This window comes from Streptomyces racemochromogenes, assembly GCF_044129415.1.
In the GTDB taxonomy this organism is placed as follows: domain Bacteria; phylum Actinomycetota; class Actinomycetes; order Streptomycetales; family Streptomycetaceae; genus Streptomyces; species Streptomyces racemochromogenes_A.
The window spans coordinates 93,835-117,928 of the sequence record NZ_JBBDHD010000003.1; the positions used below are offsets into that span (position 1 = coordinate 93,835).

Sequence of the window (24,094 nt, forward strand, 5' to 3'; positions counted from 1 at the left end):
CTCGTTCAGTCCTTGTCGGGCAGGGCCACGTTCAGGGCCCAGGAGACGACGGAGATGATCAGTCCGCCGAGGACGGCGGTCCAGAAGCCGTCGACGTGGAAGCTGAGGTGGAACTGCTCGGCCAGCCAGGAGGTCAGCAGGAGCATCAGGGCGTTCACGACGAGGGTGAACAGGCCCAGGGTGAGGATGAAGAGCGGGATCGAGAGCAGCTTCACCACCGGCTTGACGATCAGGTTCACCAGGCCGAAGACGAGTGCGACCAGGATCAGCGTCACCACGCGGCGGCCCAGGCTGCTGCCGTCGTCGAGGGTGATGCCGTCGAGCAGTGCGATGGCGACGGCCAGGGCCCCCGCGTTGGCGAGCGTCTTGACTACGAAATTCGTCATGTGTCTGATCGTGGCAGAGAAGATACGGGCCGGGCATCGGCAGATCAGCGGATCCCGGCACCACCGGGCAAGGGCAAGGGGCACAGCGAACATGAAGGCCTTCCGGCTGGACGAGCTCGAAGCGGAACGAGCCGCCAACGACGGCGCCTACCTGCAGTTCCTGCGTGAGCGGAACATGTCGGTCGGGCTCTACTCGCTCGACGCGGGGCAGAGCGATCCGCAGCAGCCGCACCGTCAGGACGAGGTGTACTTCGTGGTGAGCGGCCGTGCCTCGATCACGGTCGGGGAGGAGACGACGACGGTGGCCAACGGCAGCGTCGTCTATGTCCCGGCGGGGGTGCCGCACAAGTTCCACCACATCACCGAGCCGTTGAAGGTGATGGTGGTCTTCTCGCCGCCGGAGGCCTGAGCACCCCGGCGGACCCAGGGTCGTCCCCCTGGTCCCCCTAGGGGGCGGGTCAGGGGGTTCCGGGGGCTCACGGGCCCCCGCTCCGTGCTCGCGGCTCCTAAGCTCGTGACCAAGGAAGAAGCCAGGGACACCGGCGAGGACGAGGAAGAGGTAAGGACATGGACGGGATCCGAGCGATGTTCGCGGGGACGCCGTGGTGGGTCAAGTGGGTCGCCGTTCCGCTGCTGGCGCTCTTCGTCTTCGGCGGCATCATCACCTCGATCATCGGCACGCTGATCGGCTTCGCCTTCAAGCTGCTGCTGTTCGCGGCCCTGGTCGGCGGCCTGATCTTCGTGGTCAGGAAGTTCACGGGCAGCGGGGCGAAGAGCTCCTCCGACGGCTGGTAGGCCGTCGTGCGGCGGCTGGCAGGCCGTCGTGCCGAGGGGGACGGGCGTTGCGCCAGGCGGGCGAACGTGACCTGCCAAACCCCCCATCCTGTGGCAATCGGTGGATAGGCTGGCAATCCGTGCCGTTCCCTGGGCGCCGGCGGGCCCAGGGCCCGCCGCCACGCCTGGGGGTGCGCTTTGTCTCCGGTTCACAATGCCGGTGTGCCGACGCTGATCGGTTCGGTGCAGAGGGCGCTCCGGCTGCTGGAGGCCGCGGCCTCCCACGGCGGGGGAGCCCCGGCGAAACAGCTGGCGCGCGAGGCCGGGCTCCCGCTCCCCACCGCGTACCACCTGCTGCGCACCCTGACGCACGAGGGTTATCTGCGCCGGGAGGGCGGGGTGTTCGTCCTCGGCGAGGCGGCCGCCCGGCTGGGGCACGGGGGACTTCAGCAGAAACGTCGCAGCATGATCCTCGATTCGCTCGCGCACTTCCGCGACGTGGTCGGGGCCCCCGTCTATTTCGCGGTCTACCGCGAGGGTGAGATCGAGGTCGTGGGCGTCTCGGACACCCCGGCCAATCCGGCCTGCGAGGAGTGGGCCGACTTCCGCGCCACCGGGCACGCGCACGCCATCGGCCAGTGCCTGCTGGGGCAGTTGGACGAGAAGGCGCGCAGGGACCACTACGACCGTCATCCGGTGGAGGGCATCACCCCGTACACCGTCCGGGACATGCGCGCGCTGGAGGAGCGGATCGGCTCCCTGGAGCGGATGCAGCCGGTGACCGAACGTCAGGAGTACGCCCTGGGCACGGTCTGCGCGGCCATCCCGATCACCGCCGGCGACGCCGCGGCGACCATGGCCATTTCTCTCCCTGTGCACCAGGAATCTCGATTGCTCGCTGTAGTCGATCGACTACGGAGTGAAGTAGGCGCGCTGCTGAGCACCCTCTCCTTCTCTATCAGTATCTGAAAACTCACTCCTTGTGATCTGCTTGCGCTTCCACCACCCTTGTCAAGACGGCCCTGGGGGATCATTCCTGGCCACTTCCACTACAGCGGGGTAGGCAATGCGCGAGTCGGTACAGGCAGAGGTCATGATGAGCTTCCTCGTTTCCGAGGAGCTCGCGTTCCGGATCCCGGTGGAACTCCGGTACGACGCCCGAGACCCCTACGCCGTGCGCCTGACCTTCCACCTTCCCGGAGACGCCCCCGTGACCTGGGCGTTCGGCCGGGAGCTGCTCCTCGACGGCATCAACGGACCGTGCGGTGACGGTGACGTGCACATCGCCCCCACCGAACCGGGCGAGCTCTCCGACGTCCACATCCGCCTGCAGGTGGGCGGCGACCGGGCCCTGTTCCGGGCGGGCGCGGCCCCGCTCGTCGCCTTCCTCGACCGGACCGACCGGATCGTTCCGCTCGGTCAGGAGCGCAGCCTCGGCGACTTCGAGGAGACCCTCGACGAGGAGCTCGGCAGGATCCTCGCCGAGGCGCGGCGGCAGAACGAGCAGAGCGCGGGCTGAGGAGCCCTGCGGCCGGGGGCCGTGCCCGCGCGGCCCCTCAGCGCTTGCGCCGCCGGCCCCGGCCGCCGCGGGCCGGTGACGCGGGAGCGGGAACGGTCGCGGTGGGGCCGGTCCGGTCCGCGGACACCACCAGCGCGGCCAGCGCCGTGGTCACGGGGACCGAGGCCACGAGCCCGATCGAGCCGACGAGGGTCCGTACGATCTCCTCCGCCACCAGCTCGCTGTTGGCCACGGTGCCCATGCTGCTGTTCGCGATGGAGAACAGCAGGAGCAGCGGCAGCGCCGCACCCGCATAGGCCAGCACGAGGGTGTTGACCACGGACGCGATGTGGTCGCGGCCGATCCGGATGGCGGCCCTGTACAGGCCGCGCGGGCCCATCTGCGGGTCCGCCTGGTGGAGTTCCCAGACGGCCGAGGTCTGGGTGACGGTCACGTCGTCGAGGACGCCGAGCGATCCGATGATCACGCCTGCGAGCAGCAAACCGCTCATGTCGATGTTCGGGTAGAGGCCGTGGATCAGACCGGTGTTGTCGTCCGTGTTCCCGCTCAGGAACGCCCAGTCGATGAACAGCGAGCCCAGCAGCCCGATCAGCAGCAGCGAGACCAGGGTGCCGAGGACGGCGACCGACGTGCGGGCGGTCAGCCCGTGGCACATGTAGAGCGCGATCAGCATGATCGCGCTGGCCCCGACCACCGCGACGACCAGGGGGTTCGAGCCCTGCAGGATCGCCGGGAGGATGAAGAGGGTCAGCACGCCGAAGCTGACCACCAGCGCGATGAGCGCGAACAGCCCGCGCATCCGGCCGACGACCACCACCGCGACCGCGAAGATGCCCGCGAGCAGGGCCATCGGGAACTTCCGGTTCAGGTCGATCACGGAGTATTGGAGGTCGCGCGGTGCGTCCGGAGCATAGGCGACCACCACCTCCTGGCCCTTCTCCAGCTGCCGCGGCGCACCCGGCTGGACGATCTCGAAGAAGACACGCCCCTTGTCCGGCCCGGTGCCGACCTCGACGGTGGCCCGCTTGCACGCGCCGCCGCCGGCGGTCCGCGCCTCGGGGCCGGTGGTGCCACCGGCGGGCGGCATCTGCGAGGCGTTCACGGACTTGCAGCCCACTTCGGCAACGGCGACCACCTTGCCCTGCTGCGTCTGGCGGTCGAAGCCGACTCCTGTGCGCTCGTGGGCCGGGGCACCGCCGGGCCACAGCACCACCAGGCCGACGAAGACGGCGACGGCGAAGGGGATCAGTACGGCCGAGATCACCCTGCGCAGGTGCTTGGACACCGGGGCCGCCGGGCCGTGGCCATGAGAATGCCCGTGGGAGTGCCCGTGGCCGTGGGAGTGCCCCGATGGGCTCCCGGCCACAGGCCCGTGGGGGGCGTGCTCGTGGCCGGTGTGGCCCCGGGGGGCCAAGGGCTCGGTGGGGGGCTGCGGCGAGGTCGTCACTGGCAGATCATCGCAAGAGTTGAGGGGGCCCACTGTTCAGCACGCCACAGATGACGCTAGCGTGGGGGCTACTTTGCACAACGCGGGAGCTCGGAGCACCGGGCTGAGAGGGCGCTGATCACCGTACGCGCAGGAGATTGCGTACGGGAGGAGGCTGCGTCGACCGCCGAACCTGTTACCGGGTAATGCCGGCGTAGGGAGATCAGGTCTCATGACCATTCAGGACGCACGCACGCCTGCCGCCGATCGGAAGTCCGACGGCCAGACCGAGCGCCAGCCCGGCTGGCACAAGGGATACCTGGCGGGTTCCCGCCCGGACATCCGGGTGCCGGTCCGCCAGGTCCACCTCACCAACGGCAAGGACGTCACGCTCTACGACACGTCCGGTCCGTACACCGACCCGCAGATCGAGACCGACGTCCGCCGCGGCCTGCCGCCGCTGCGCGAGAACTGGATCATCGGCCGGGGTGACACCGAGGAGTACGCGGGCCGCCCCGTGCGCCCCGAGGACGACGGCATCAAGCACACGTCGCCCCGAGGCGGTCTCAAGAACCTCGACGCGGTCTTCCCCGGCCGCCCGCGCCTGCCGCGCCGGGGCCGTGACGGCCAGGCCGTCACGCAGCTCGCGTACGCCCGCCGGGGCGAGATCACCCCGGAGATGGAGTACGTCGCGATTCGGGAGAACGTCTCCCCCGAGGTCGTCCGTGAGGAGATCGCCGCAGGTCGCGCCGTGCTCCCCGCCAATGTGAACCACCCCGAGATCGAGCCGATGATCATCGGCAAGCGGTTCCTGGTGAAGGTCAACGCCAACATCGGCAACTCCGCCGTCACCTCCTCCATCGAGGAGGAGGTCGACAAGATGACCTGGGCCACCAAGTGGGGCGCGGACACGGTCATGGACCTCTCGACCGGCCGCAACATCCACACCACGCGCGAGTGGGTCCTGCGCAACTCCCCCGTCCCGATCGGCACCGTGCCGCTCTACCAGGCGCTGGAGAAGGTCGACGGCCGCGCCGAGGAGCTGACCTGGGAGATCTACAAGGACACGGTCATCGAGCAGGCCGAGCAGGGCGTCGACTACATGACGGTCCACGCCGGCGTGCTGCTGCCGTACGTGCCGCTGACGGCCCGCCGCAAGACCGGCATCGTCTCCCGCGGCGGCTCGATCATGGCCGCGTGGTGCCTGGCGCACCACAAGGAGAACTTCCTCTACACGAACTTCGAGGAGCTCTGCGAGATCCTGGCGGCCTACGACGTCACGTACTCGCTGGGTGACGGCCTGCGTCCCGGCTCCATCGCGGACGCCAACGACGCCGCGCAGTTCGCCGAGCTCAAGACCCTGGGCGAGCTCAACACGATCGCCAAGCGGCACAACGTGCAGACCATGATCGAGGGCCCGGGCCATGTCCCGATGCACAAGATCAAGGAGAACATCGACCTCCAGCAGGAGATCTGCGAGGAGGCGCCGTTCTACACGCTCGGCCCCCTGACCACGGACGTCGCTCCCGCGTACGACCACATCACGTCCGGCATCGGCGCCGCCATGATCGCCTGGTGGGGCACCGCGATGCTCTGCTACGTGACGCCCAAGGAGCACCTGGGCCTGCCCAACCGCGACGACGTCAAGACCGGCGTCATCACGTACAAGATCGCGGCGCACGCGGCGGACCTGGCCAAGGGGCACCCGGGCGCCCAGGAATGGGACGACGCCCTGTCGGACGCGCGCTTCGAATTCCGCTGGGAGGACCAGTTCAACCTGGCCCTCGACCCGGACACGGCCCGCGAGTTCCACGACGAGACGCTCCCGGCCGAGCCGGCCAAGACCGCGCACTTCTGCTCCATGTGCGGTCCGAAGTTCTGTTCGATGAAGATCTCCCAGGACATCCGCCGTGAGCACGGCGGCGATCTGAAGGCAGAGGAGATCGAGGCCGGCATGGCGGAGAAGTCCGCCGAGTTCGCCGCCTCGGGCAACCGCGTCTACCTGCCGCTGGCGGACTGAACCGACCGGAGGGGCCGGCCCGCGATCGTAGGGGTCGCGGGCCGGTTCTGACGGGCTCCCGGAAGGTCTTGCGCTGGAGTGCGCTCCAGCTCCTAGAGTGCGGCCGCATGACCATGCGATACCGGAATCTGGGCGGGACCGGCATAGAGGTGAGTGCCCACTGCCTCGGCACGATGATGTTCGGGGCGATCGGCAACACCGACCACGAGGACTGCGCGCGGATCGTCCACGCGGCCCTCGATCAGGGCATCAACTTCGTGGACACCGCCGACATGTACTCGGCGGGCGAGTCCGAGGTGATCGTCGGCAAGGCGCTCAAGGGGCGGCGTGACGACGTCGTGCTCGCCACGAAGGTCCACTTCCAGATGGGAGAGGGACGCAACCGCAGCGGCAACTCGCGCCGCTGGATCGTGCGGGCCGTCGAGGACAGCCTGCGCCGGCTGGACACGGACTGGATCGACCTCTACCAGGTCCACCGGCCCGACCACTCGACCGATGTCGAGGAGACGCTGTCCGTCCTCGGCGACCTCGTCAGGGCCGGGAAGATCCGGACCTTCGGCTGCTCGACCTTCCCCGCCGAGGAGCTGGTCGAGGCGCACCACGTCGCCGAACGCCGGGCTCTCCCCCGGTTCCGGACCGAGCAGCCGCCCTACTCGATCCTCGCGCGCGGCATCGAGGCCGATGTGCTGCCGGTCGCCCGGCGGTACGGGATGGGCGTGCTGACCTGGAGCCCCCTCGCCTCGGGCTTCCTGAGCGGGAAGCACCGGCTCGGCAGCCCCGTCGACCTGACCACGGGGCGGGCGAAGCTGCACCCGGCCCGCTTCGACCCGGCCATCCCGGGCAACGTCGCCAAGCTGGAGGCCGTCGAGAAGCTCATCGGGATCGCCGACGACCTGGGCTGCACGCTGCCGGAACTGGCCGTGGCCTTCCCGGTCGCGCATCCGGCGGTCACCTCGGTGATCATCGGTCCGCGCACGATGGAGCAGTTCGAATCCCTGGTGAAGGGGGCCGGGCTGGTCCTCGACGACGAGGTGCTCGACCGGATCGACGAGATCGTCCCGCCGGGCACGAACCTCTACCATCCGGACGGCGTCTGGCTCCCGCCGGCGCTCACCGACGCCGCGCAGCGGCGGCGTCCGCCGGGCGACAGGGCCGCGGGCTAGACCGCTGCCGGGCGGGATGTTTCACGTGAAACGGGCGGCCGTTTCACGTGAAACATCCCGGTGCCCAGCTTGCTCCGCGCGAAGTCCAGATTGGCGGAGACGCGGTCACGGTGCTCGCCGGGCAGCTTGCCCTCGCTCAGCAGCCGTTCGCAGCATTCCAGCGACTCGCGGTACTCGCCCACCCAGTAGGCGGCGATGGAGAGTTCGTCGAGCGCGCGCCACTCGTGCCAGGCGTATTCCACGAACAGGATGTCCTTCGGGTAGGGGATGCGGACCGCCTCCTTGGCGAACATGTAGGCCAGCGGCCAGCGCTCCTCCACGCGGCAGAGGCCCGCGAGGTCCCCGATCGCTTCGGCGCGGGAGGGCCGGCTCTCGAAGGCGCGGAGGTAGCGGTCCACCACCTCGGCCGTCGGGCGGCCCAGGCTCGCGGCGGCCCGTGCGGCGTAGACCCGGGCCAGGTACGTCTCCTCGTGGAAGCCGGCCATGACCGCCCGGTGGTCGTAGGCGGCGAGGGATTTCTCCTGCTCGCCCGCGTCGCGCCAGCTCTGCCCGAGGTAGAACATGTAGCGGGCGTTCTCCGGTTCCTTGGCCAGGCCCTGTTCGAGGATCGCCGCGTCGCGCAGGTATTTCTGCCGCTGGCCGCCCTCTCGCAGGCGTGCGCCTCCGCCGATGCTGAGGATATGGGCGCCTTCGAGCGTCCCCAGGCTGTAGTCCCCGCCGCAGTCGATGTACTCGTGGAGCACGCCGACGTACCGCCAGGGCAGCCGGGTGGAGACGAGCGCCGCCCGGTAGTGGACGATCGGCCCGTCGTGCAGGGCGATTTGGTAGGCGTCGAGGGTGAGCTCCGGCATCCGGAAACCGGGCTCCACCTCCATCGCGTCGTCCGCGTCGATGAACAGCAGGTAGTCGGCCTCGGAGCGGGCGAGCTCGATCGCCTCCGTCCGACTGCCGTCGAACCCTTTCCAGGGACGTTCGTGGAGGGTGCCGGGGAGGTCCCCGAAGCAGTCCCGGATGACGTCCTGGGTGCCGTCCGTCGAGCCGGTGTCCACGATCACCCATGTGTCGATCAGGGGCCGTACGGAGTCGAGGCACCTCCGGATGGTCGGGGCCTCGTCCTTGACGATCATGTTCAGACAGACGTGTGGTCTCACGGGTCCCGTCCGCTGGTGTGGGCCGTGCGTTCCGGTAGCCGGCCGGGTCGGATGGATCGTCGGGGACTTTAGGGAGCGGGCGGGGGGCGCCGGGAGGTGGCACGCCGGTAAGGCAGGAGTTGGCCCGATTGGCGGCATATAGTCAGCCGAGGTGCTGATAGCAGGAGTGACTTCAGGGGCGTCGTGCGGCCATCCGCCCTCGGGAGGGAGACGCTCGACGCGCGACCGGAGGCCGCTGCCTCCGGTTCGAGTCACTTCGCTGAAGGAGCGCTCTATGAGTCGTGAGCACCGGGCCAAGGCCGCCCCCCTCGGCCCCCTTCCACGGGGCCGGGTCTGGCTGATGGGAAGCAGCCTGGCCTCGCTCTCCCTCGTGCTGGCGGGTGTCGTCAGTCCCGTCGCGGCGGCGCAGCAGGCCGCGCCGGTGCCGGTGCCGGCCGCGGTCGGCCCGGTCGGCGGGGACCACTGCAAGCAGAAATCGCACCACCACGGGGACGATGACGACGACCGGCCGGAGGCGCGGGCGTCCGTCCGGTCCCTCGGCGGCGGTGACCGGGACGACGACGACTGCCGTGGCCCCCGCGGCCCCCGCGGCCCCCGCGGCCCGAAGGGCCCGAAGGGCGACACCGGCCCGACCGGCCCCACGGGTGCGACGGGTGCGACGGGCGCGACCGGCCCCACGGGTCCGACGGGTGCGACGGGCGCGAGCGGCCCCACGGGTCCGACGGGTCCGACGGGTGCGACGGGCGCGACCGGCCCCACGGGTCCGACGGGCCCGACCGGCCCGACGGGCCCGACCGGTGCGACGGGCGCCACCGGTCCGTGCAGTGACGTCGACGCCTACAACCCGAGCAGCGCCGAAGAGGTGAAGGCGGTCTTGACCGGCGGCTCCGCGTACGTGGGCATCCGCCGGCTCACCCCCACCGTGAGCAGTTTCTTCTGGGTGAACCTGACCAGCACCACCACCAACTTCCCCGCCGGCGCCTGTGCCATCTCCGTCGCGGACCACTCGAACTCGGCGAACTCCGTCTCGGTCGAGGTCCTGACGACCGGCAACCAGCTGTGGGAAATCCTGTGCAGCCGGGTCAACACCGCGGGCAACCGCAGCCTGACCTGCGGCACCACGTGGACGCAGATCACCCCGTTCCCCCCGACGCTGGTCCAACGGCAGTTCGAGGACAAGCCGATCCTCCGGGCCGAGCCGGGTCACCTGGTCAACCCGTAGGGTCACGACCCGGGCCGAGACGGCCCGCGCCGCCGGACGTCAGTCCGGCCTGTGTTCCGGGCCGCCGAAGTCCGGGCTCGTGAAGTCCGGGCTGGAGTAGCCGGGCCGCGGGCCGGGCGTGCCCTCGGACGGGCTGCTGAAATCGGGCCGGGTGTATCCCAGACTGGGGATGCGCCCGGCCCCCGGCGTCCGGGGCACCGGGTAGCCCGTCCCGGCGGTCGGATCGGCCAGCGCGTCGCGCAGGAACGGCATGATGCCCCGCTCCAGCAGCGCGTTGCGCCAGGCCTCCCGGGCCCGCGCGAGCTCGTCGGGCACCGGCACGCTCTCCTCCGCGGCCACCTCGGTGGAGCTGTTGCGCAGCGCCGCCACCAGCAGCGAGACCACCGCGAAGACCAGCGCCACCACGGTGAGCCCGCCGAAGAGCCAGCCGGCCGTCAACATCGTCCGGGCGAAGGCCGGTTCGGGGTCGATGGCCTTCAGGCAGTAGCCCACCAGCAGGAAGATCAGCATGGCGGTGCCCGCCAGCACGGGCGCCAGAACGGCCACCACGGCGCTCACGCCCGCGCCGCCCCCGTCGTCGCTGCCGTCCCCGCCGTCCTCGGCCGAGTCGTCGTCGGCGCTCCTGCGGCCCGACAGGGCCGCGTCGCGCAGGTCCTCCCGGACCTTCACGTAGTGGGCGTACTCCGCGGACGCCGCGGCGGTCAGCAGCGCCGCGGCGCCCAGTGCCATGGTGCGCAGTTGTTCGGCGTTCAGCCGTTCGCCGAGGGCGGCGAGCTCCGGCCGTTCGTCCGCCGTGCGCAGCGCCTCGTCCAGGAGGCGGTCGAACTCGGGTCGGTCTTCGGTGAGCAGGTGCGGACCGCTGGTCATGTGCATCCCCCGATGCTCCGTACGAGCCGGTTTGCCCGCGTAGAACCGGGCGCCGGCCGAAAACGGAGGAGAGCCTGCTACGGACAGGGCGATGGTAGAGCGCCCCGGCCATGGGGTGACAGGGACTTTCGGGAAATACCCCGCTCGGTGAACGCTCAGTCGCTCAGCGGCAGTTGTTGGACCAGCAGTTTGCCCGCCATCGTCACGCCGCCGTCCATCGCGATGGCCAGCCCGTCCGCGTACACGTGCGGTCCGTCGACGGCCTCCGGCCCGTGCGCCTCGTCGCCGTCCTCGGTGCCCACCTCGCCGAGCAGGTACGGGATGGGGCTGTGGCCGTGGACGATGCGGCTGCCGCCGTACGTGGTCAGCAGCTGCCGGACCGCCTGCGGGCCCGTCTCCTCGTCGCGGAAGGCGAACCGCTTGGTGAACTTGCGGAACAGGTCCCAGGTGGTGTCCGCGTCATTGCGGTTGAGCAGCTCGTGGATCGTGTCGTTGACGTCCTCGATGGAGTCGCCGTAGTCCAGGTACGCCGTGGTGTCGGAGTGCAGCAGCAGGTGCCCGTCGGCGAGGGTGGCCGCGTCCAGCCGGGACATCCACTGGAGGTGGACGTCTTCGAGGCGCTCCATGTCCGTGCGCTGGCCGCCGTTGAGCAGCCAGGCGGCCTGGAAGGTGGCCGTGCCGGCCCCGGAGTTGACGGGGGTGTCCCCGAACCGCTTCGCGCCGATGAGCAGCAGCTCGTGATTGCCCATCAGGGCCTTGCAGTAGCCGCCGGCGGCGGCGGCCTCGGCGGACAGGCGCATGACGAGGTCGATGACGCCGATGCCGTCGGGGCCGCGGTCGGTGAAGTCGCCGAGGAACCAGATGCGCGCGTTGCCGGCGGACCAGTGGCAGTCGGCGTCGATGAGGTTCTGCGCCTGGAGCTCGCGGACGAGCTCGTCGAGGTATCCGTGCACGTCGCCCACCACGTAGAGCGGGCCGGGGCCGGCGGCCGGGGCCTCCTGGGGGACGTAGTGGACCTGGACGGTGTCTCCGGGCCCGCCCGTCGCGCCGCGCCCGATGACGGGGAGGTCGCGCTGGGTGGGGGTGTAGCCGTCGAGGTCGTCCTCGGCTCCGGCGGCGGGGAAGTCCGCGGCGGCCGGGAACTCCGCCCGGTCGGCGGCCGTGCGCTGCTGCGGGACGGTCTCCGGTGCGTAGTACGCGGGGTACTCGCCGTAGACGGGCGCCTCGCCGGGCACACCGGCGGACGCGGCGTACGGCGCGGGTTCGTCCGCCGGGACCCGGAAGTCCCGCAGCGTGTCCGTCCGCATCGCGGGTCCCTGACCGGCCCCCTGAGTCATCGACCCCTCCACCACCCTCGCGCTGCCGTACACCTGCGGACCCTGCTCACCTCGGGGGGGGAGGGTCCGTGATGTCGTGCGCCCATCATAGGAATGCGGCTCGCGCTCTGTGACGCACCAGGGGTGGTGAATCCGGGGCGGAACCAAACCTTCCTGCCGTTTTGCCCCGATATGGGGGATGTTGAAATCCTCGGCGGGGCCCTCGGCCCCGCCGATACGGCGTTCCGGAGGTCAGTCCTGGGACGGCGAGCGCGGTGGGCTGACGGTGGTCCGGGGGGTTCTGCGCTGCGAGGACGTACGGATGATCAGCTCGGTCGGGACCACCTGTTCGACCGGTCGGCCGGTGTCCACCCCCTCGATCGCGTCGATCAGCAGCTGTACGACGGCCGTTCCGATGCGCCGCGGCTTGAGGGAGAGCGTGGTGATCGGCGGTTCGGTGTTCGCGTAGACGGTGGACTCGCTGCAGCACACGAGGAGCAGGTCCTCGGGGACCCGCAGTCCGTAACGCCGGGCGGCGGCGAGGAGGTCGGTGCCGTTCGGGTCGAAGAGCCCGTAGACGGCGTCGGGGCGGTCGGGCCGGGCGAGGAGGCGGTCGGCGGCGACGGCCCCCGCGCAGGGGTCGTGGGCGGGGTAGGACTCGTAGACGGGGTCCTGGCCGACGCGCTCGCACCAGCGGAGGTAGGCGGTCGTGGAGAGCCGGGTGTAGGTGTCGGTGGTGGTGCCGGTCAGCAGCCCGATACGGCGGGCACCGGCGGCGGCGAGATGGTCGAGCAGGCCCAGCACGGCGGCTTCGTGGTCGTTGTCGACCCAGGCGGTGACCGGGAGGGTGCCCGCGGGGCGGCCGTCGGAGACCACGGGCAGGCCCTGGCGGACGAGCTCGGTGACGACGGGGTCGTGGTCGGAGGGATCGATGACGACGGTGCCGTCGAGGGCCACGTTGGACCAGACGTCGTGCCGTGAGGTGGCCGGGAGGATGACGAGGGCGTAGCCGCGGGCGAGCGCGGCGGAGGTGGCGGCCCGTGCCATCTCGGCGAAGTAGGCGAATTCGGTGAAGGTGAAAGGTTCATCCCCGTACGTCGTCACGGTCAGGCCGATGAGGCCCGACTTTCCCGTACGGAGGGTGCGGGCGGCGGCGGAGGGGCGGTAGCCCAGCCGGTCGGCCACCTCGCGGACGTGGCGGCGGGTGGCGTCCGGCAGCCGCCCCTTGCCATTGAGCGCGTCGGAGACGGTGGTGATGGACACGCCCGCCGCGGCGGCCACGTCCCTGATGCCGGCGCGCCCCTGTCGGCCGCCGACCCGCCGGGTGGTCTCGGCCCGGCTCACGTGATGCTTCCCTGCTGCTGTCATGGCGAGCCGATAGTAGGGCTCGGAGGGGTGGGTGGTTCAGGTGCATATGCACGGGTTGACAGGCACGATTCTGCTTGGTTCGCCACCCCCAATGACCTTGGAATTGAAGGTGTTTGGCAATCCGAGCCAAAGGTGGCGCCTGTCGGCGGGTACGAGCATGCCAAAACGCTGCGGCCTTGGGCCGGTCGCAACTCACCTGCACGAGGGACGCGCGCCACGGCGCGGGCCACCGGCGCGCGCATATATGCGCGCGCTCCCCCTGTGTTCCTGGCGCCCGCCATTCTCGGATCGGCGGAATCCTCATAAGGTGAGCAGTATTGAGTCGACGGGGACGTCGACGGGACGGTCGAGGAGGACCTGCGGTGAGCGAGAAGAGCCCGAAGCTGCGCGCCGAGCTGGACGGCATCCCCACCTACAAGCCCGGCAAGCCCGCCGCCGAGGGCGGGGCCGTCGCTTTCAAGCTGTCCTCGAACGAGAACCCGTATCCGCCGCTGCCGGGCGTCCTGGAGACGGCGGTCGCCGCCGCGGGCCGGTTCAACCGCTACCCGGACATGGCCTGCACCGGCCTGGTGAACGAGCTGGCGGAACGCTTCGGCGTCCCGGCCGAGCACATCGCCACCGGCACCGGTTCGGTGGGCGTGGCCCAGTCGCTGATCCAGTCGACGGCCGGCCCGGGTGACGAGGTCATCTACGCCTGGCGCTCCTTCGAGGCCTACCCGATCATCACGCAGATCTCGGGCGCGACGTCGGTGCAGGTCCCGCTGACCGACGGCGACGTCCACGACCTGGACGCGATGGCCGCCGCGATCACCGAGCGGACGCGGCTGATCTTCGTTTGCAATCCGAACAACCCGACCGGTACCGCCGTCCGCCGCGAGGAGCTGGTGCGGTTCCTGGACCGGGTGCCCTCGGACGTCCTGGTGGTGCTGGACGAGGCCTACCGGGAGTTCGTCCGCGACACCGACGTGCCGGACGGCATCGAGCTCTACCGCGACCGTCCCAACGTCGCCGTGCTGCGCACCTTCTCCAAGGCCTACGGCCTGGCCGGCCTGCGCGTCGGCTTCGCGGTGGCGCACGAGCCCGTCGCCGCGGCGCTGCGCAAGACGGCGGTTCCCTTCGGTGTCAGCCAGCTGGCGCAGGACGCGGCGGTCGCCTCGCTGCGTGCCGAGGACGAGCTGATGGGCCGGGTCGGGGCGCTGGTGTGCGAGCGCAACCGGGTGCACGAGACGCTGCTCGCCCAGGGCTGGACGGTCCCGGACACGCAGGCCAACTTCGTGTGGATGCGTCTGGGGGAGCGGACCGCCGAGTTCGCGGCGGCCTGCGAGAAGGCCGGTGTGGTGGTCCGGCCCTTCGCGGGCGAGGGCCTGCGGGTCACGATCGGTGAGACCGAGGCGAACGACCTCTTCCTGCACACGGCGGAGGCCTTCTTCAAGGAGCTGTAGAACCGTAGGGAGCGGTGGTCGTCAGACCAGTTCCACGCGGATGGGGTCGCCGTCGCGGACGGTGGCCAGGAGGCGGGGGTCGCCGTCGAAGGAGCCGAGCACGTTGCAGGGGCTCGCCAGGCGGCTCTCGCCTCCGCGCGAGATGGGCGTGGGGCCGTAGGGCAGCGCGAGCGCGTCGCCCTCGGTCCAGAAGGCGACCGTGCCGGGCTCCACGACCTGCCGGGCGTCGTGTTCCAGGTCCACGGAAACGCCCGTGTCGAAGTAGACCTCCTCGCCCCAGGTGTTCGCGGAGGCGGAGATCGGGAGGGCCGCGGCCAGCGCCTTGCTGGTCGGGGTGTCGTCGAGAGTCGCGGTGAGCAGGCCCGCAGGCCATGAGATTCGAATCTGCATGGCCATATTCAACAATCTGTTGAATTCCTTGGCTAGGGGTCCGGGCCGGGAGCCGTGCTCAGGGGTACCCCGCCTGTTTCCGGCCAGAGGGTGTAGGACATAATGCTTGTGAATGTGAACGCGTTCACAAGCGTGTCCTGCTTCCTCCCGTTATGGGGGGAACCCGCCAGGCAGACTGCCCGCTGTGACCACGGCGACGACAAGGAGCAGACGACGTGGACCTAGCTTTGGCGCCTGAGACATTGGCGCGCTGGCAGTTCGGCATCACCACCGTCTACCACTTCCTCTTCGTGCCGCTCACGATCTCGCTCGCCGCGCTGACCGCCGGCCTGCAGACCGCCTGGGTGCGCACCGAGAAGGAGAAATACCTCAGGGCCACGAAGTTCTGGGGCAAGCTTTTCTTGATCAATATCGCGATGGGTGTCGTCACCGGCATCGTCCAGGAGTTCCAGTTCGGTATGAACTGGTCCGACTACTCGCGGTTCGTGGGCGACATCTTCGGAGCGCCGCTGGCCTTCGAGGCGCTGATCGCCTTCTTCTTCGAGTCCACCTTCATCGGCCTGTGGATCTTCGGCTGGGACAAGCTGCCGAAGAAGATCCACCTGGCCTGCATCTGGATGGTCTCGCTGGGCACCGTCCTGTCCGCGTACTTCATCCTCGCGGCGAACTCCTGGATGCAGCACCCGGTCGGCTACCGGATGAACGAGGAGCGGGGCCGGGCCGAGCTCACCGACTTCTGGCGCGTCCTCACCCAGGACACCGCGCTGACCCAGTTCTTCCACACCATCACCGCGGCCTTCCTGGTCGGCGGCGCCTTCATGGTCGGCATCTCCGCCTTCCACCTCGCCCGCAAGAAGCACGTCCCCGTGATGCGCAGCTCGCTGCGGCTCGGCCTGGTCGTCATGATCATCGCCGGTATGGGCACCGCCCTCAGCGGCGACATGCTCGGCAAGGTGATGTTCAAGCAGCAGCCGATGAAGATGGCCGCGGCCGAGGCCCTCTGGGACGGCGAGGCCCCCGCGCCCTTCTCCGTCTTCGCCTACGGCGACGTCGACAAGGGCCACAACAAGGTGGCCATAGAGGTCCCGGGCGTGCTGTCGTTCCTCGCGAACAACGACTTCGACTCCTTCGTCCCGGGCATCAACGACGTCAACAGGGCCGAGCAGGAGAAGTTCGGCCCCGGCGACTACCGGCCCAACATCCCCGTCGCCTACTGGGGCTTCCGCTGGATGATCGGCTTCGGCATGGCCTCCCTCGGCATCGGCGTGCTGGGGCTGTGGCTGACCCGCAAGCGCTTCCTGCTGCCGCCCGGGCTGCGCACCGCAGAGGACGAGGTCCCCCATCTCGTCCTCTTCAAGAAGGCGCTCAGCCCGCGGTTCGCGCAGCTCTACTGGCTCGTCGCGCTCTGGACCATGTGCTTCCCGCTGCTGGCCAACTCCTGGGGCTGGATCTTCACCGAGATGGGCCGCCAGCCCTGGGTGGTCTACGGAGTGCTGCGCACCCGGGACGCCGTCTCGCCGAACGTCTCGCAGGGCGAGGTGCTCACCTCCATGATCGGCTTCACGCTGCTCTACGCCGTCCTCGCCGTGATCGAGGTCAGGCTGCTCGTGAAGTACGTCAAGGCCGGCCCGCCCGAGCTGACGGAGGCCGACCTGACCCCGCCCACCAAGGTCGGCGGGGACGACGCGAACGCCGACCGGCCGATGGCCTTCTCGTACTGAGGCAGGAAGGAGCACACCATGCAGCTTCACGACGTCTGGTTCGTACTCATCGCCGTCCTGTGGATCGGCTACTTCTTCCTGGAGGGCTTCGACTTCGGCATCGGCGTACTCACCAAGCTCCTCGCGCGCGACCGCGCCGAGAAGCGGGTGCTGATCAACACGATCGGTCCCGTCTGGGACGGCAACGAGGTCTGGCTGCTCACGGCCGGCGGCGCCACCTTCGCCGCCTTCCCGGAGTGGTACGCCACCCTCTTCTCCGGTTTCTACCTGCCGCTGCTTCTCATCCTGCTCTGCCTGATCGTCCGCGGGGTCGCCTTCGAGTACCGGCACAAGCGGTCCGAGGACAGATGGCAGACCAACTGGGAACACGCCATCTTCTGGACCTCGCTGATCCCCGCCTTCCTGTGGGGCGTGGCCTTCGCCAACATCGTGCGCGGAGTGAAGATCGACCAGCACATGGAGTACGTCGGAAGCCTCTTCGACCTGCTCAACGTGTACTCGCTGCTGGGCGGGCTGGTGACCCTCACCCTGTTCACCTTCCACGGTGCGGTGTTCGCCGCGCTCAAGACCGTCGGCGACATCCGGGAGCGCTCGCGGGCGCTGGCCACCCGGCTGGGCGTGCTGACGGCCGTCCTGGCCCTGGCCTTCCTCCTCTGGACCCAGGCCTCACGCGGTGACGGCCGGAGCCTGATCGCCCTCGCCGTCGCCGTGGCCGCGCTGGTCGCCGCCATCGGATGCAACCTGGCGGGCAGGGAGGGCTGGTCGTTCGCCCTGTCCGGGATCACCATCGCGGCAGCGGTCGCGATGCTCTTCCTGACGCTCTTCCCGAACGTCATGCCGTCCTCGCTGAACGAGGCGTGGAGCCTCACGGTCACCAACGCCTCGTCCACCCCGTACACCCTGAAGATCATGACCTGGTGCGCCGGTGTGGCCGCTCCGCTCGTGATGCTCTACCAGGGCTGGACGTACTGGGTGTTCCGCAAGCGGATCGGTACGCAGCACCTCGCCGACGCGCACTGATCCGCGCGCGTCACCCCGCCCGACCCTGCCGAGGGGATGTTTCACGTGAAACCGATCGACCCGCGCCTGCTCCGGTACGCCCGTTCCACCCGCCTCTTCCTGGGGGCGGTGGTGGCCCTCGGGCTGGCCGGGGCGGGGCTGGTCGTCGGCCAGGCGATGCTGATCGCCGAGATCGTGGTCGGAGCCTTCGAGCGGGGACTCGGCACGGGGGCGCTCCGGACGCCACTGCTGCTGCTCGCGGCGGTGGCGCTCGGGCGCGGCCTGGTCGCCTGGCTCACCGAGCTGGCCGCGCACCGTGCCGGCGCGGCGGTCAAGTCGGAGCTCCGCGGCCGGCTGCTGGACCGGGCCGCAGACCTGGGGCCCGGCTGGCTCGCCGGACAGCGCACCGGCTCGCTGGTCTCGCTGGCCACCCGCGGCGTGGACGCGCTCGACGACTACTTCTCCCGCTACCTGCCCCAGCTCGGGCTCGCGGTGGTGGTGCCGGTGGCGGTCCTCGCCCGGATCGTCACCGAGGACTGGGTCTCGGCGGCCATCATCGTCGTCACCCTGCCGCTGATCCCGCTGTTCATGATCCTCATCGGCGTGGCCACCCAGAGCCGGATGGACCGCCAGTGGCGGCTGCTGTCCCGGTTGTCGGGGCACTTCCTGGACGTGGTGGCGGGGCTCCCGACCCTGAAGGTCTTCGGGCGGGCCAAGGCGCAGGCCGAGTCGATCCGGAAGATCACCGACGACTACCGCCAGGCCACCATGCGCACGCTGCGCATCGCCTTCCTTTCCTCCTTCGCGCTCGAACTGCTCGCCACTCTCTCGGTGGCGCTCGTCGCGGTGACCATCGGCATGCGGCTCGTCCACGGGGAGCTGGACCTGTACACGGGCCTCGTCATCCTGATCCTCGCGCCGGAGGCCTATCTGCCGCTGCGCCAGGTCGGTGCCCAGTACCACGCGGCCGCCGAGGGCCTGGCCGCCGCGGAGGAGATCTTCGCGGTCCTGGAGGCCCCGGCCCCCGTGCCGGGCGCCGGTGCCCCCGTGCCGCCCGGCGGTCCGGTCATCGAGTTCGACGCGGTCGAGGTCCGCCACGAAGGGCGTGCCGTGTCCTCCCCCGGGCCGGTGTCGTTCGCGGTCGGTCCGGGCGAGTGCGTGGCGCTCACCGGACCGAGCGGGGCCGGAAAGTCCACTCTGCTGAACGTGCTGCTCGGGTTCGTCACGCCCACGGCCGGCGAGGTCCGCATCGGCGGGACGAACCTCACCGGGCTCTCCCTCGAACAGTGGCGGGAGCGGATCGCCTGGGTGCCCCAGCGGCCGCACCTGTTCGCCGGAACCATCGCCGAGAACGTCCGCCTGGCCCGGCCCGGTGCCGGCGACGAAGCGGTGGAGGCGGCGCTGCGCGACGCGGGGGCATGGGAGTTCGTCTCCGGCCTGCCGCTCGGCACGCGGACCCTGCTCGGCGAGGGCGGCACGGGCCTGTCCGCCGGCCAGCGCCAGCGGCTGGCCCTGGCCCGGGCGTTCCTCGCGGACCGGCCGGTGCTGCTGCTGGACGAGCCGACGGCCGCACTGGACGGGGAGACCGAGGCGGCGATCGTGGACGCCGTGCGGCGTCTCGCGGCCGGCCGGACCGTCCTCCTCGTGGTGCACCGCCCGGCGCTGCTGGCGGTCGCGGACCGGGTGGTGGCGGTGGGCGAGGGCGAGCACGACGCGGCCGTGCGGGAGGCGGCACCGGTCGCGGCCGCGGGCGCCTCCCCGCGCACGGCCCCCGGGATGTCCGACCCCGGGGAGTGGATCCTCGGGACCTCGCGGGAACGGACCGGCGGCGGGGGCGCGGACTCGGGCGGTGGAGACCCGCTGCGCCGGGTGCGGGCCGTGGCCGCGGCCTGGCGGGGCCGGTTCCGGCTCGGGCTGCTGCTCGGGGCACTGGCCGTCGGATGCAGCGTGGGACTGATGGCCGTGTCCGGATGGCTGATCTCCCGGGCGTCCGAGCAGCCACCGGTGCTGTACCTGATGGTGGCCGTCACCGCGACGCGGGCCTTCGGCCTCGGGCGGGCCGTCTTCCGCTACGCCGAGCGCCTGGTGTCGCACGACGCCGTGCTGCGGATGCTCGCCGACCTGCGGGTCGCCGTGTACCGGAGGCTTGAGCGGATCGCGCCCGCCGGACTGCGCGCGCAGCGGCGCGGGGACCTGCTGTCCCGGCTGGTGGCCGACGCCGACGCCCTTCAGGACTACTGGCTGCGCTGGCTGCTGCCGGTGGGCACCGCGGTGCTCGTCGGTACGGGGGCGGTGACGTTCACGGCCTGGCTGCTGCCCGCGGCGGGTGCGGCGCTCGCGGTGGGGCTGCTCGTCGCCGGGGTGGGGGTTCCCCTGGTCAGCGGGGCCTGCGCGCGGAGTGCGGAGCGGCGGCTCGCGCCCGCCCGGGGTGAGCTCGCCACACAGGTGGCCGACCTGCTGACGGGTACCGCCGAGCTCACCGTCGCGGGCGCCCTCGCCGACCGGAAGGCCGGGGTGCGCGGCGCCGACGGGGCGCTCACCCGGATCGCCTCCCGCGGGGCCGCGGCCGCCGGACTGGGCGGTGGGCTGTCCGCCCTGGTGTGCGGGCTCACCGTGGTGTGCGCCGCGTTCGCCGCGGTGGGCGCCGTCGGCGACGGGCGGCTGTCGGGAGTGGCCGTGGCGGTGGTGGTGCTGACCCCGCTCGCCGCGTTCGAGGCGGTCGCCGGCCTTCCGTTGGCGGTCCAGTACCGGCAGCGGGTGCGCCGCAGCGCCGAGCGGGTCTACGAGGTCATCGACGCACCGGTGCCCGTCGCCGAACCGGCCGAGCCGGGCGTGGTGCCGTCCTCGCCGTTCCCGCTGCGGCTCACGGGCATCACCGCCCGCCACGGAGGCCAGGAGCGGGACGCGCTGGGCGGCCTGGACCTGACGCTGGAGGCGGGCCGGCGCATCGCCGTCATCGGTCCCTCGGGTTCGGGCAAGACCACGCTGGCCCAGGTCCTGCTGCGGTTCCTCGACCCGCGCGCGGGCGGCTACACCCTGGGCGGGACGGACGCGCGCACCCTGGACGGCGACGACGTCCGCCGCTTCGTGGGCCTGTGCGCCCAGGACGCCCACATCTTCGACAGCTCGGTGCGCGAGAACCTGCGGCTCGCCCGGACCGGTGCGAGCGAGGAACAGCTGCGGGAGGCGCTCGCCGCTGCCCGACTGCTGGAGTGGGCCGACGGACTCCCGGACGGACTCGACACCCTCGTCGGCGAACACGGGCAGCGGCTCTCGGGCGGCCAGCGGCAACGGCTGGCCCTGGCCCGGGCCGTGCTCGCGGACTTCCCCGTCCTCGTCCTGGACGAACCGGCCGAGCACCTGGACCTCGCGACCGCGGACGCCCTGACAGCGGACCTGCTGGCGGCGACCGAGGGCCGGGCCACCGTGCTGATCACGCACCGGCTCGCCGGGCTGGAGGCGGTCGACGAGGTCCTCGTACTGGACCGGGGGGCGGTGGTGCAGCGGGGCGCGTACGCGGAGTTGGCGGCCGTCGACGGCCCGCTGCGGAGCCTGCTGGAGCGGGAACGCCGGGCAGGTGGGGTTCCGGCCGGTTCCACGGGCTGACTTTCCCTCCTAAACGGGACTAACTAGTCTCAAGGACATGTCAGTGCAGGAGTCCCAGGAATCGCCGGAGCCCGCCCGGGAAGCACAGGACCCGAGGGAGGCCGCCACCCAGGCCACCCGCAGTCTGCAGGGGCTGTCCACCGAGCTGACCGCTCGGGTGCCGCAACTGCTGGAGGCCATGCGCTCCGTCGGGACAGGTCTCGAACTGCACTCCACGCTCGACCGCATCTGCGAGACGGCCGCCGAACTCGCGGACGCCCGCTACGCGGCGATCGGTGTCGTCGACACCGACGGCCCCGGGCTCTCGGACTTCGTGACCTTCGGGCTCGGCCCCGAACAGGCGAAGCGCATCGGCCGCCGTCCCGACGGCAAGAGGGGCCTGCTCGGAGCACTGATCTCCCATTCCGACACCGTGCGGCTCAGCGATCTGACGAAGGATCCGCGGTCGGCCGGCTTCCCCGCGCACCACCCGCCCATGAAGACCTTCCTCGGCGTGCCCATCAGGGTGCAGGGGGAGATCTTCGGCAACCTCTACCTCGCCGAGAAGAAGGGCGGCGGCGAGTTCAACGACTACGACGTCCACATGGTCCGCGTGCTGGCCACGGAGGCGGGCATCGCCATCGGCAACGCCCGGCTGTACGAGGCCGCCACCCAGCGGGAGCGCTGGATCGACGGTTCCGTCGCCGTCACCACGGCCCTGCTGTCGGGCGGGGACGCGGACGACGCCCTCGCGGTGGTCGCCGAACAGGCCCGGCACCTGGCCGACTCGGCGGCCGGGATCGTGATGCTGCCGGCGGAGGAGGGCGGGATGGAGATCGTCGCCGTCTCCGCCGACGATCCGGCCACCTCGCTGGGGTTGGTGGTTCCCGCCGAGAGCCCGATCGTGGTCAAACTCCTCCAGGGTGAGCCGGTGTTCGTGGAGGACGCGTCCACCGATCCCCGCATGATCAGCAGGCTCACGAGCCCGTACGGCCCCTGCATGATGCTGCCGCTGCACAGCGGCGGGCGGGTGCTGGGAGCGCTCGTTACCCCGCGGGCCCGGGGCAAGAGGCCCTTCACCGAGGCCGAGCGGACCCTGGCCACCCAGTTCGCCTCGCAGGCCGCCCTCGCGCTGATGATGGCCGAGGCGCAGCGCGACCGGGAGCGGCTGGCGGTGTTCGAGGACCGCGACCGGATCGCGCGTGACCTGCACGACCTGGTCATCCAGCGGCTGTTCGCCACCGGGATGATGCTGGAGGGCGCGCAGCGCCGCTCCATCGTGCCGGAGGTCCGCGACGGGGTGGGCAAGGCCGTGGACGAGCTGGACGTGACGATCCAGGAGATCCGCACCGCGATCTTCGCGCTCCAGCAGGGCCCGGCGGAGGCCCCGGCCGGGCTGCGCACCCGCGTCCTGCGGGAGATCAACATGGCGGCCGTCCCGCTGGGCTTCAAACCCGCCCACCGTTTCGTCGGGCCGCTCGACGCGGCCGTGGGCGAGCTGGTCGGCAAAAACCTGATCGCGGCCCTGCGCGAGGCCCTGTCGAACGCCTTCCGGCACGCGTACGCGTCCCGGATCGAGGTGGTGGTCGATTCCACCGTCAGCCTGGCCGACGGCCGGCCCGGAGTGCGGCTGGAGGTCGCCGACGACGGGGTGGGCATCCCGGAGGGCGGCCGGCGCAGCGGGCTGCGCAACCTGCGCCGCCGGGCCGAGTCGCTGGGGGGCTCCAGCTGGTACGGCCCCGGGATCGGCGAGGACGGCGGGGGGACCGCCCTGGTGTGGGAGGCCCCGCTCTAGAGTCCGGCCATGCGCGCCTCGCGTTCGGCGAGGATGCGTTCGATGACGACCGCGACTCCGTCCTCGTTGTTGGCGACGGTACGGCCCGAGGCGGCCGCGATCACGTCCGGGTGGGCGTTGCCCATCGCGTAGGAGGTCCCGGCCCAACGGAGCATCTCGACGTCGTTCGGCATGTCGCCGAAGGCGACCACCTCGGCCGGGGAGATGCCGCGCTCGGCGCAGCACAGCTCCAGCGTGCTGGCCTTGGACACACCGAGCTCGCTGATCTCCAGCAGGGCGGTCGGGCTGGAGCGGGTGATGGACGCGTAGGCGCCGGCGGCCGAGCGGGCCAGGGCGAGGAACTCGTCCGGGCTCAGTTCGGCGTGGTGCGCGAGCAGCTTCAGCACCGGTGCGGCGGTGCCGTCCGACTCCTCGCGCAGCAGCTTCTCGGCGGTGGCGACGGTGGCCCCCGGGTCCTGGAAGAAGGGGGGGTAGGCCGGCTCGTAGTTGATGCCGGCGGTCGTCTCGACCGCGAAGGAGGTGCCGGCGACGGCCGCGCGCAGGGTTTCCACGACCGTGAGCGCGGTGGCCCGCGGCAGTGCCCGCACCTGGACGAACTCCCGGCCGGCGTGCAGGTCGACGACGGCGGCGCCGTTCGCGCAGATCGCCAGGCCGTGCCCGTGGACGTGATCGCTGACCACGTCCATCCACCGGGCCGGGCGGCCGGTGACGAAGAAGACCTCGATCCCGGCCTCCTCGGCGGCAGCGAGGGCGGCCACCGTGCGCAGCGAGACGGATTTGTCGTCGCGCAGCAGGGTGCCGTCGAGGTCGGTGGCGATGAGCCGGGGTGCGGGGAAGGGCCCTTCGGGGCGCTGGGGAGCCGAGGTCACCGCTCCATCTTCGCCCATGGGTTCCCACCCGTTCACCATGATCGTACAGAGATGTTTCACGTGAAACGTGGCTCACAGCGG

At 71.0% G+C, this 24,094-nt stretch carries 20 protein-coding genes; 12 read left to right on the forward strand and 8 right to left on the reverse strand.

Annotation, left to right across the window (positions count from 1 at the left end; genetic code table 11):
* Positions 1 to 5: 5 nt before the first annotated feature.
* Positions 6 to 386, reverse strand: coding sequence for a phage holin family protein (locus tag WDV06_RS02150; RefSeq protein WP_395507848.1), 381 nt, complete (start codon positions 384 to 386; stop codon positions 6 to 8).
* 91 nt (positions 387 to 477) lie between these two features.
* Between WDV06_RS02150 and WDV06_RS02155 the strand changes: the two genes are divergently transcribed.
* From WDV06_RS02155 to WDV06_RS02170, 4 genes are all read left to right on the forward strand, one after another.
* Complete coding sequence (locus tag WDV06_RS02155; RefSeq protein WP_042810190.1) at positions 478 to 795, forward strand: cupin domain-containing protein; 318 nt, start codon at positions 478 to 480, stop codon at positions 793 to 795.
* A 158-nt stretch (positions 796 to 953) separates the two neighbouring features.
* A complete protein-coding gene (locus tag WDV06_RS02160) occupies positions 954 to 1,181 on the forward strand; it encodes a DUF5326 family protein (protein ID WP_395507849.1) in 228 nt (75 codons plus the stop codon).
* 177 nt (positions 1,182 to 1,358) lie between these two features.
* Positions 1,359 to 2,129: an IclR family transcriptional regulator gene (locus WDV06_RS02165; protein WP_395507850.1), complete on the forward strand. Its 771-nt coding sequence runs from the start codon at positions 1,359 to 1,361 to the stop codon at positions 2,127 to 2,129.
* A 97-nt stretch (positions 2,130 to 2,226) separates the two neighbouring features.
* Entirely contained in the window at positions 2,227 to 2,679 is a 453-nt protein-coding gene (locus WDV06_RS02170; protein ID WP_395507851.1) for an SsgA family sporulation/cell division regulator, read from the forward strand.
* A gap of 37 nt (positions 2,680 to 2,716) precedes the next feature.
* Here the strand turns inward: WDV06_RS02170 and WDV06_RS02175 are convergent, their stop codons facing one another.
* Positions 2,717 to 4,159 (reverse strand): YibE/F family protein, encoded by a 1,443-nt coding sequence (locus tag WDV06_RS02175; protein ID WP_395507852.1) that lies wholly within the window; start codon positions 4,157 to 4,159, stop codon positions 2,717 to 2,719.
* A gap of 178 nt (positions 4,160 to 4,337) precedes the next feature.
* Between WDV06_RS02175 and thiC the strand changes: the two genes are divergently transcribed.
* Together thiC and WDV06_RS02185 are read left to right on the forward strand one after the other, a co-directional pair.
* Positions 4,338 to 6,125: a phosphomethylpyrimidine synthase ThiC gene (thiC, locus tag WDV06_RS02180; RefSeq protein ID WP_395507853.1), complete on the forward strand. Its 1,788-nt coding sequence runs from the start codon at positions 4,338 to 4,340 to the stop codon at positions 6,123 to 6,125.
* Positions 6,126 to 6,238: 113 nt separating this feature from the next.
* On the forward strand, positions 6,239 to 7,288 hold the full coding sequence (locus WDV06_RS02185; RefSeq protein WP_395507906.1) for an aldo/keto reductase: 1,050 nt from the start codon (positions 6,239 to 6,241) through the stop codon (positions 7,286 to 7,288).
* Here WDV06_RS02185 and WDV06_RS02190 read toward each other — a convergent pair.
* Positions 7,285 to 8,439 carry a glycosyltransferase gene (locus WDV06_RS02190; RefSeq protein WP_395507854.1) on the reverse strand — a complete coding sequence of 385 codons (1,155 nt, stop codon included), beginning with the start codon at positions 8,437 to 8,439 and terminating at the stop codon, positions 7,285 to 7,287. The genes WDV06_RS02185 and WDV06_RS02190 overlap by 4 nt on opposite strands.
* Positions 8,440 to 8,713: 274 nt before the next feature.
* Between WDV06_RS02190 and WDV06_RS02195 the strand changes: the two genes are divergently transcribed.
* A complete protein-coding gene (locus tag WDV06_RS02195) occupies positions 8,714 to 9,661 on the forward strand; it encodes a hypothetical protein (RefSeq protein ID WP_395507855.1) in 948 nt (315 codons plus the stop codon).
* 39 nt (positions 9,662 to 9,700) lie between these two features.
* On the opposite strand, the gene WDV06_RS02200 is transcribed toward WDV06_RS02195, so the two are convergent.
* From WDV06_RS02200 to WDV06_RS02210, 3 genes are all read right to left on the reverse strand, one after another.
* Positions 9,701 to 10,534, reverse strand: a complete 834-nt coding sequence (locus WDV06_RS02200; protein ID WP_395507856.1) for a hypothetical protein — start codon at positions 10,532 to 10,534, stop codon at positions 9,701 to 9,703.
* Between the two features lie 149 nt (positions 10,535 to 10,683).
* Positions 10,684 to 11,880: a metallophosphoesterase gene (locus WDV06_RS02205; RefSeq protein WP_395507907.1), complete on the reverse strand. Its 1,197-nt coding sequence runs from the start codon at positions 11,878 to 11,880 to the stop codon at positions 10,684 to 10,686.
* 216 nt (positions 11,881 to 12,096) lie between these two features.
* Positions 12,097 to 13,212, reverse strand: a complete 1,116-nt coding sequence (locus WDV06_RS02210) for a LacI family DNA-binding transcriptional regulator (protein WP_395507857.1) — start codon at positions 13,210 to 13,212, stop codon at positions 12,097 to 12,099.
* 362 nt (positions 13,213 to 13,574) lie between these two features.
* Here WDV06_RS02210 and hisC point away from each other — a divergent pair, with 362 nt between their 5' ends.
* Positions 13,575 to 14,654, forward strand: a complete 1,080-nt coding sequence (gene hisC / locus WDV06_RS02215) for a histidinol-phosphate transaminase (protein WP_395507858.1) — start codon at positions 13,575 to 13,577, stop codon at positions 14,652 to 14,654.
* 21 nt (positions 14,655 to 14,675) lie between these two features.
* On the opposite strand, the gene WDV06_RS02220 is transcribed toward hisC, so the two are convergent.
* Positions 14,676 to 15,044, reverse strand: coding sequence for a cyclophilin-like fold protein (locus WDV06_RS02220; protein ID WP_365144929.1), 369 nt, complete (start codon positions 15,042 to 15,044; stop codon positions 14,676 to 14,678).
* A 215-nt stretch (positions 15,045 to 15,259) separates the two neighbouring features.
* Between WDV06_RS02220 and WDV06_RS02225 the strand changes: the two genes are divergently transcribed.
* Genes WDV06_RS02225 through WDV06_RS02240 form a run of 4 tightly spaced genes read left to right on the forward strand, consistent with a single transcriptional unit; the run spans position 15,260 to position 23,144 of the window.
* Positions 15,260 to 16,765 carry a cytochrome ubiquinol oxidase subunit I gene (locus tag WDV06_RS02225; RefSeq protein ID WP_395507859.1) on the forward strand — a complete coding sequence of 502 codons (1,506 nt, stop codon included), beginning with the start codon at positions 15,260 to 15,262 and terminating at the stop codon, positions 16,763 to 16,765.
* An 18-nt stretch (positions 16,766 to 16,783) separates the two neighbouring features.
* Positions 16,784 to 17,785: a cytochrome d ubiquinol oxidase subunit II gene (cydB, locus tag WDV06_RS02230; RefSeq protein WP_395507860.1), complete on the forward strand. Its 1,002-nt coding sequence runs from the start codon at positions 16,784 to 16,786 to the stop codon at positions 17,783 to 17,785.
* Between the two features lie 45 nt (positions 17,786 to 17,830).
* Positions 17,831 to 21,370: a thiol reductant ABC exporter subunit CydD gene (gene cydD / locus WDV06_RS02235; RefSeq protein ID WP_395507861.1), complete on the forward strand. Its 3,540-nt coding sequence runs from the start codon at positions 17,831 to 17,833 to the stop codon at positions 21,368 to 21,370.
* A gap of 37 nt (positions 21,371 to 21,407) precedes the next feature.
* Complete coding sequence (locus tag WDV06_RS02240; protein WP_395507862.1) at positions 21,408 to 23,144, forward strand: sensor histidine kinase; 1,737 nt, start codon at positions 21,408 to 21,410, stop codon at positions 23,142 to 23,144.
* Here the strand turns inward: WDV06_RS02240 and WDV06_RS02245 are convergent.
* Positions 23,141 to 24,031 (reverse strand): Cof-type HAD-IIB family hydrolase, encoded by an 891-nt coding sequence (locus WDV06_RS02245; protein WP_395507863.1) that lies wholly within the window; start codon positions 24,029 to 24,031, stop codon positions 23,141 to 23,143. The genes WDV06_RS02240 and WDV06_RS02245 overlap by 4 nt on opposite strands.
* Between the last annotated feature and the right edge of the window lie 63 nt (positions 24,032 to 24,094).

Bases quoted from the DNA above. Each gene is read 5' to 3' on its own strand.
- WDV06_RS02150 (WP_395507848.1), bottom strand. From the start codon at position 386: ATGACGAATTTCGTAGTCAAGACGCTCGCCAACGCGGGGGCCCTGGCC.
- WDV06_RS02155 (WP_042810190.1), top strand. From the start codon at position 478: ATGAAGGCCTTCCGGCTGGACGAGCTCGAAGCGGAACGAGCCGCCAAC.
- WDV06_RS02160 (WP_395507849.1), top strand. From the start codon at position 954: ATGGACGGGATCCGAGCGATGTTCGCGGGGACGCCGTGGTGGGTCAAG.
- WDV06_RS02170 (WP_395507851.1), top strand. From the start codon at position 2,227: ATGCGCGAGTCGGTACAGGCAGAGGTCATGATGAGCTTCCTCGTTTCC.
- thiC (WP_395507853.1), top strand. From the start codon at position 4,338: ATGACCATTCAGGACGCACGCACGCCTGCCGCCGATCGGAAGTCCGAC.
- WDV06_RS02185 (WP_395507906.1), top strand. From the start codon at position 6,239: ATGCGATACCGGAATCTGGGCGGGACCGGCATAGAGGTGAGTGCCCAC.
- WDV06_RS02195 (WP_395507855.1), top strand. From the start codon at position 8,714: ATGAGTCGTGAGCACCGGGCCAAGGCCGCCCCCCTCGGCCCCCTTCCA.
- WDV06_RS02200 (WP_395507856.1), bottom strand. From the start codon at position 10,534: ATGCACATGACCAGCGGTCCGCACCTGCTCACCGAAGACCGACCCGAG.
- WDV06_RS02210 (WP_395507857.1), bottom strand. From the start codon at position 13,212: ATGACAGCAGCAGGGAAGCATCACGTGAGCCGGGCCGAGACCACCCGG.
- WDV06_RS02220 (WP_365144929.1), bottom strand. From the start codon at position 15,044: ATGCAGATTCGAATCTCATGGCCTGCGGGCCTGCTCACCGCGACTCTC.
- cydB (WP_395507860.1), top strand. From the start codon at position 16,784: ATGCAGCTTCACGACGTCTGGTTCGTACTCATCGCCGTCCTGTGGATC.
- WDV06_RS02240 (WP_395507862.1), top strand. From the start codon at position 21,408: ATGTCAGTGCAGGAGTCCCAGGAATCGCCGGAGCCCGCCCGGGAAGCA.
- WDV06_RS02245 (WP_395507863.1), bottom strand. From the start codon at position 24,031: ATGGGCGAAGATGGAGCGGTGACCTCGGCTCCCCAGCGCCCCGAAGGG.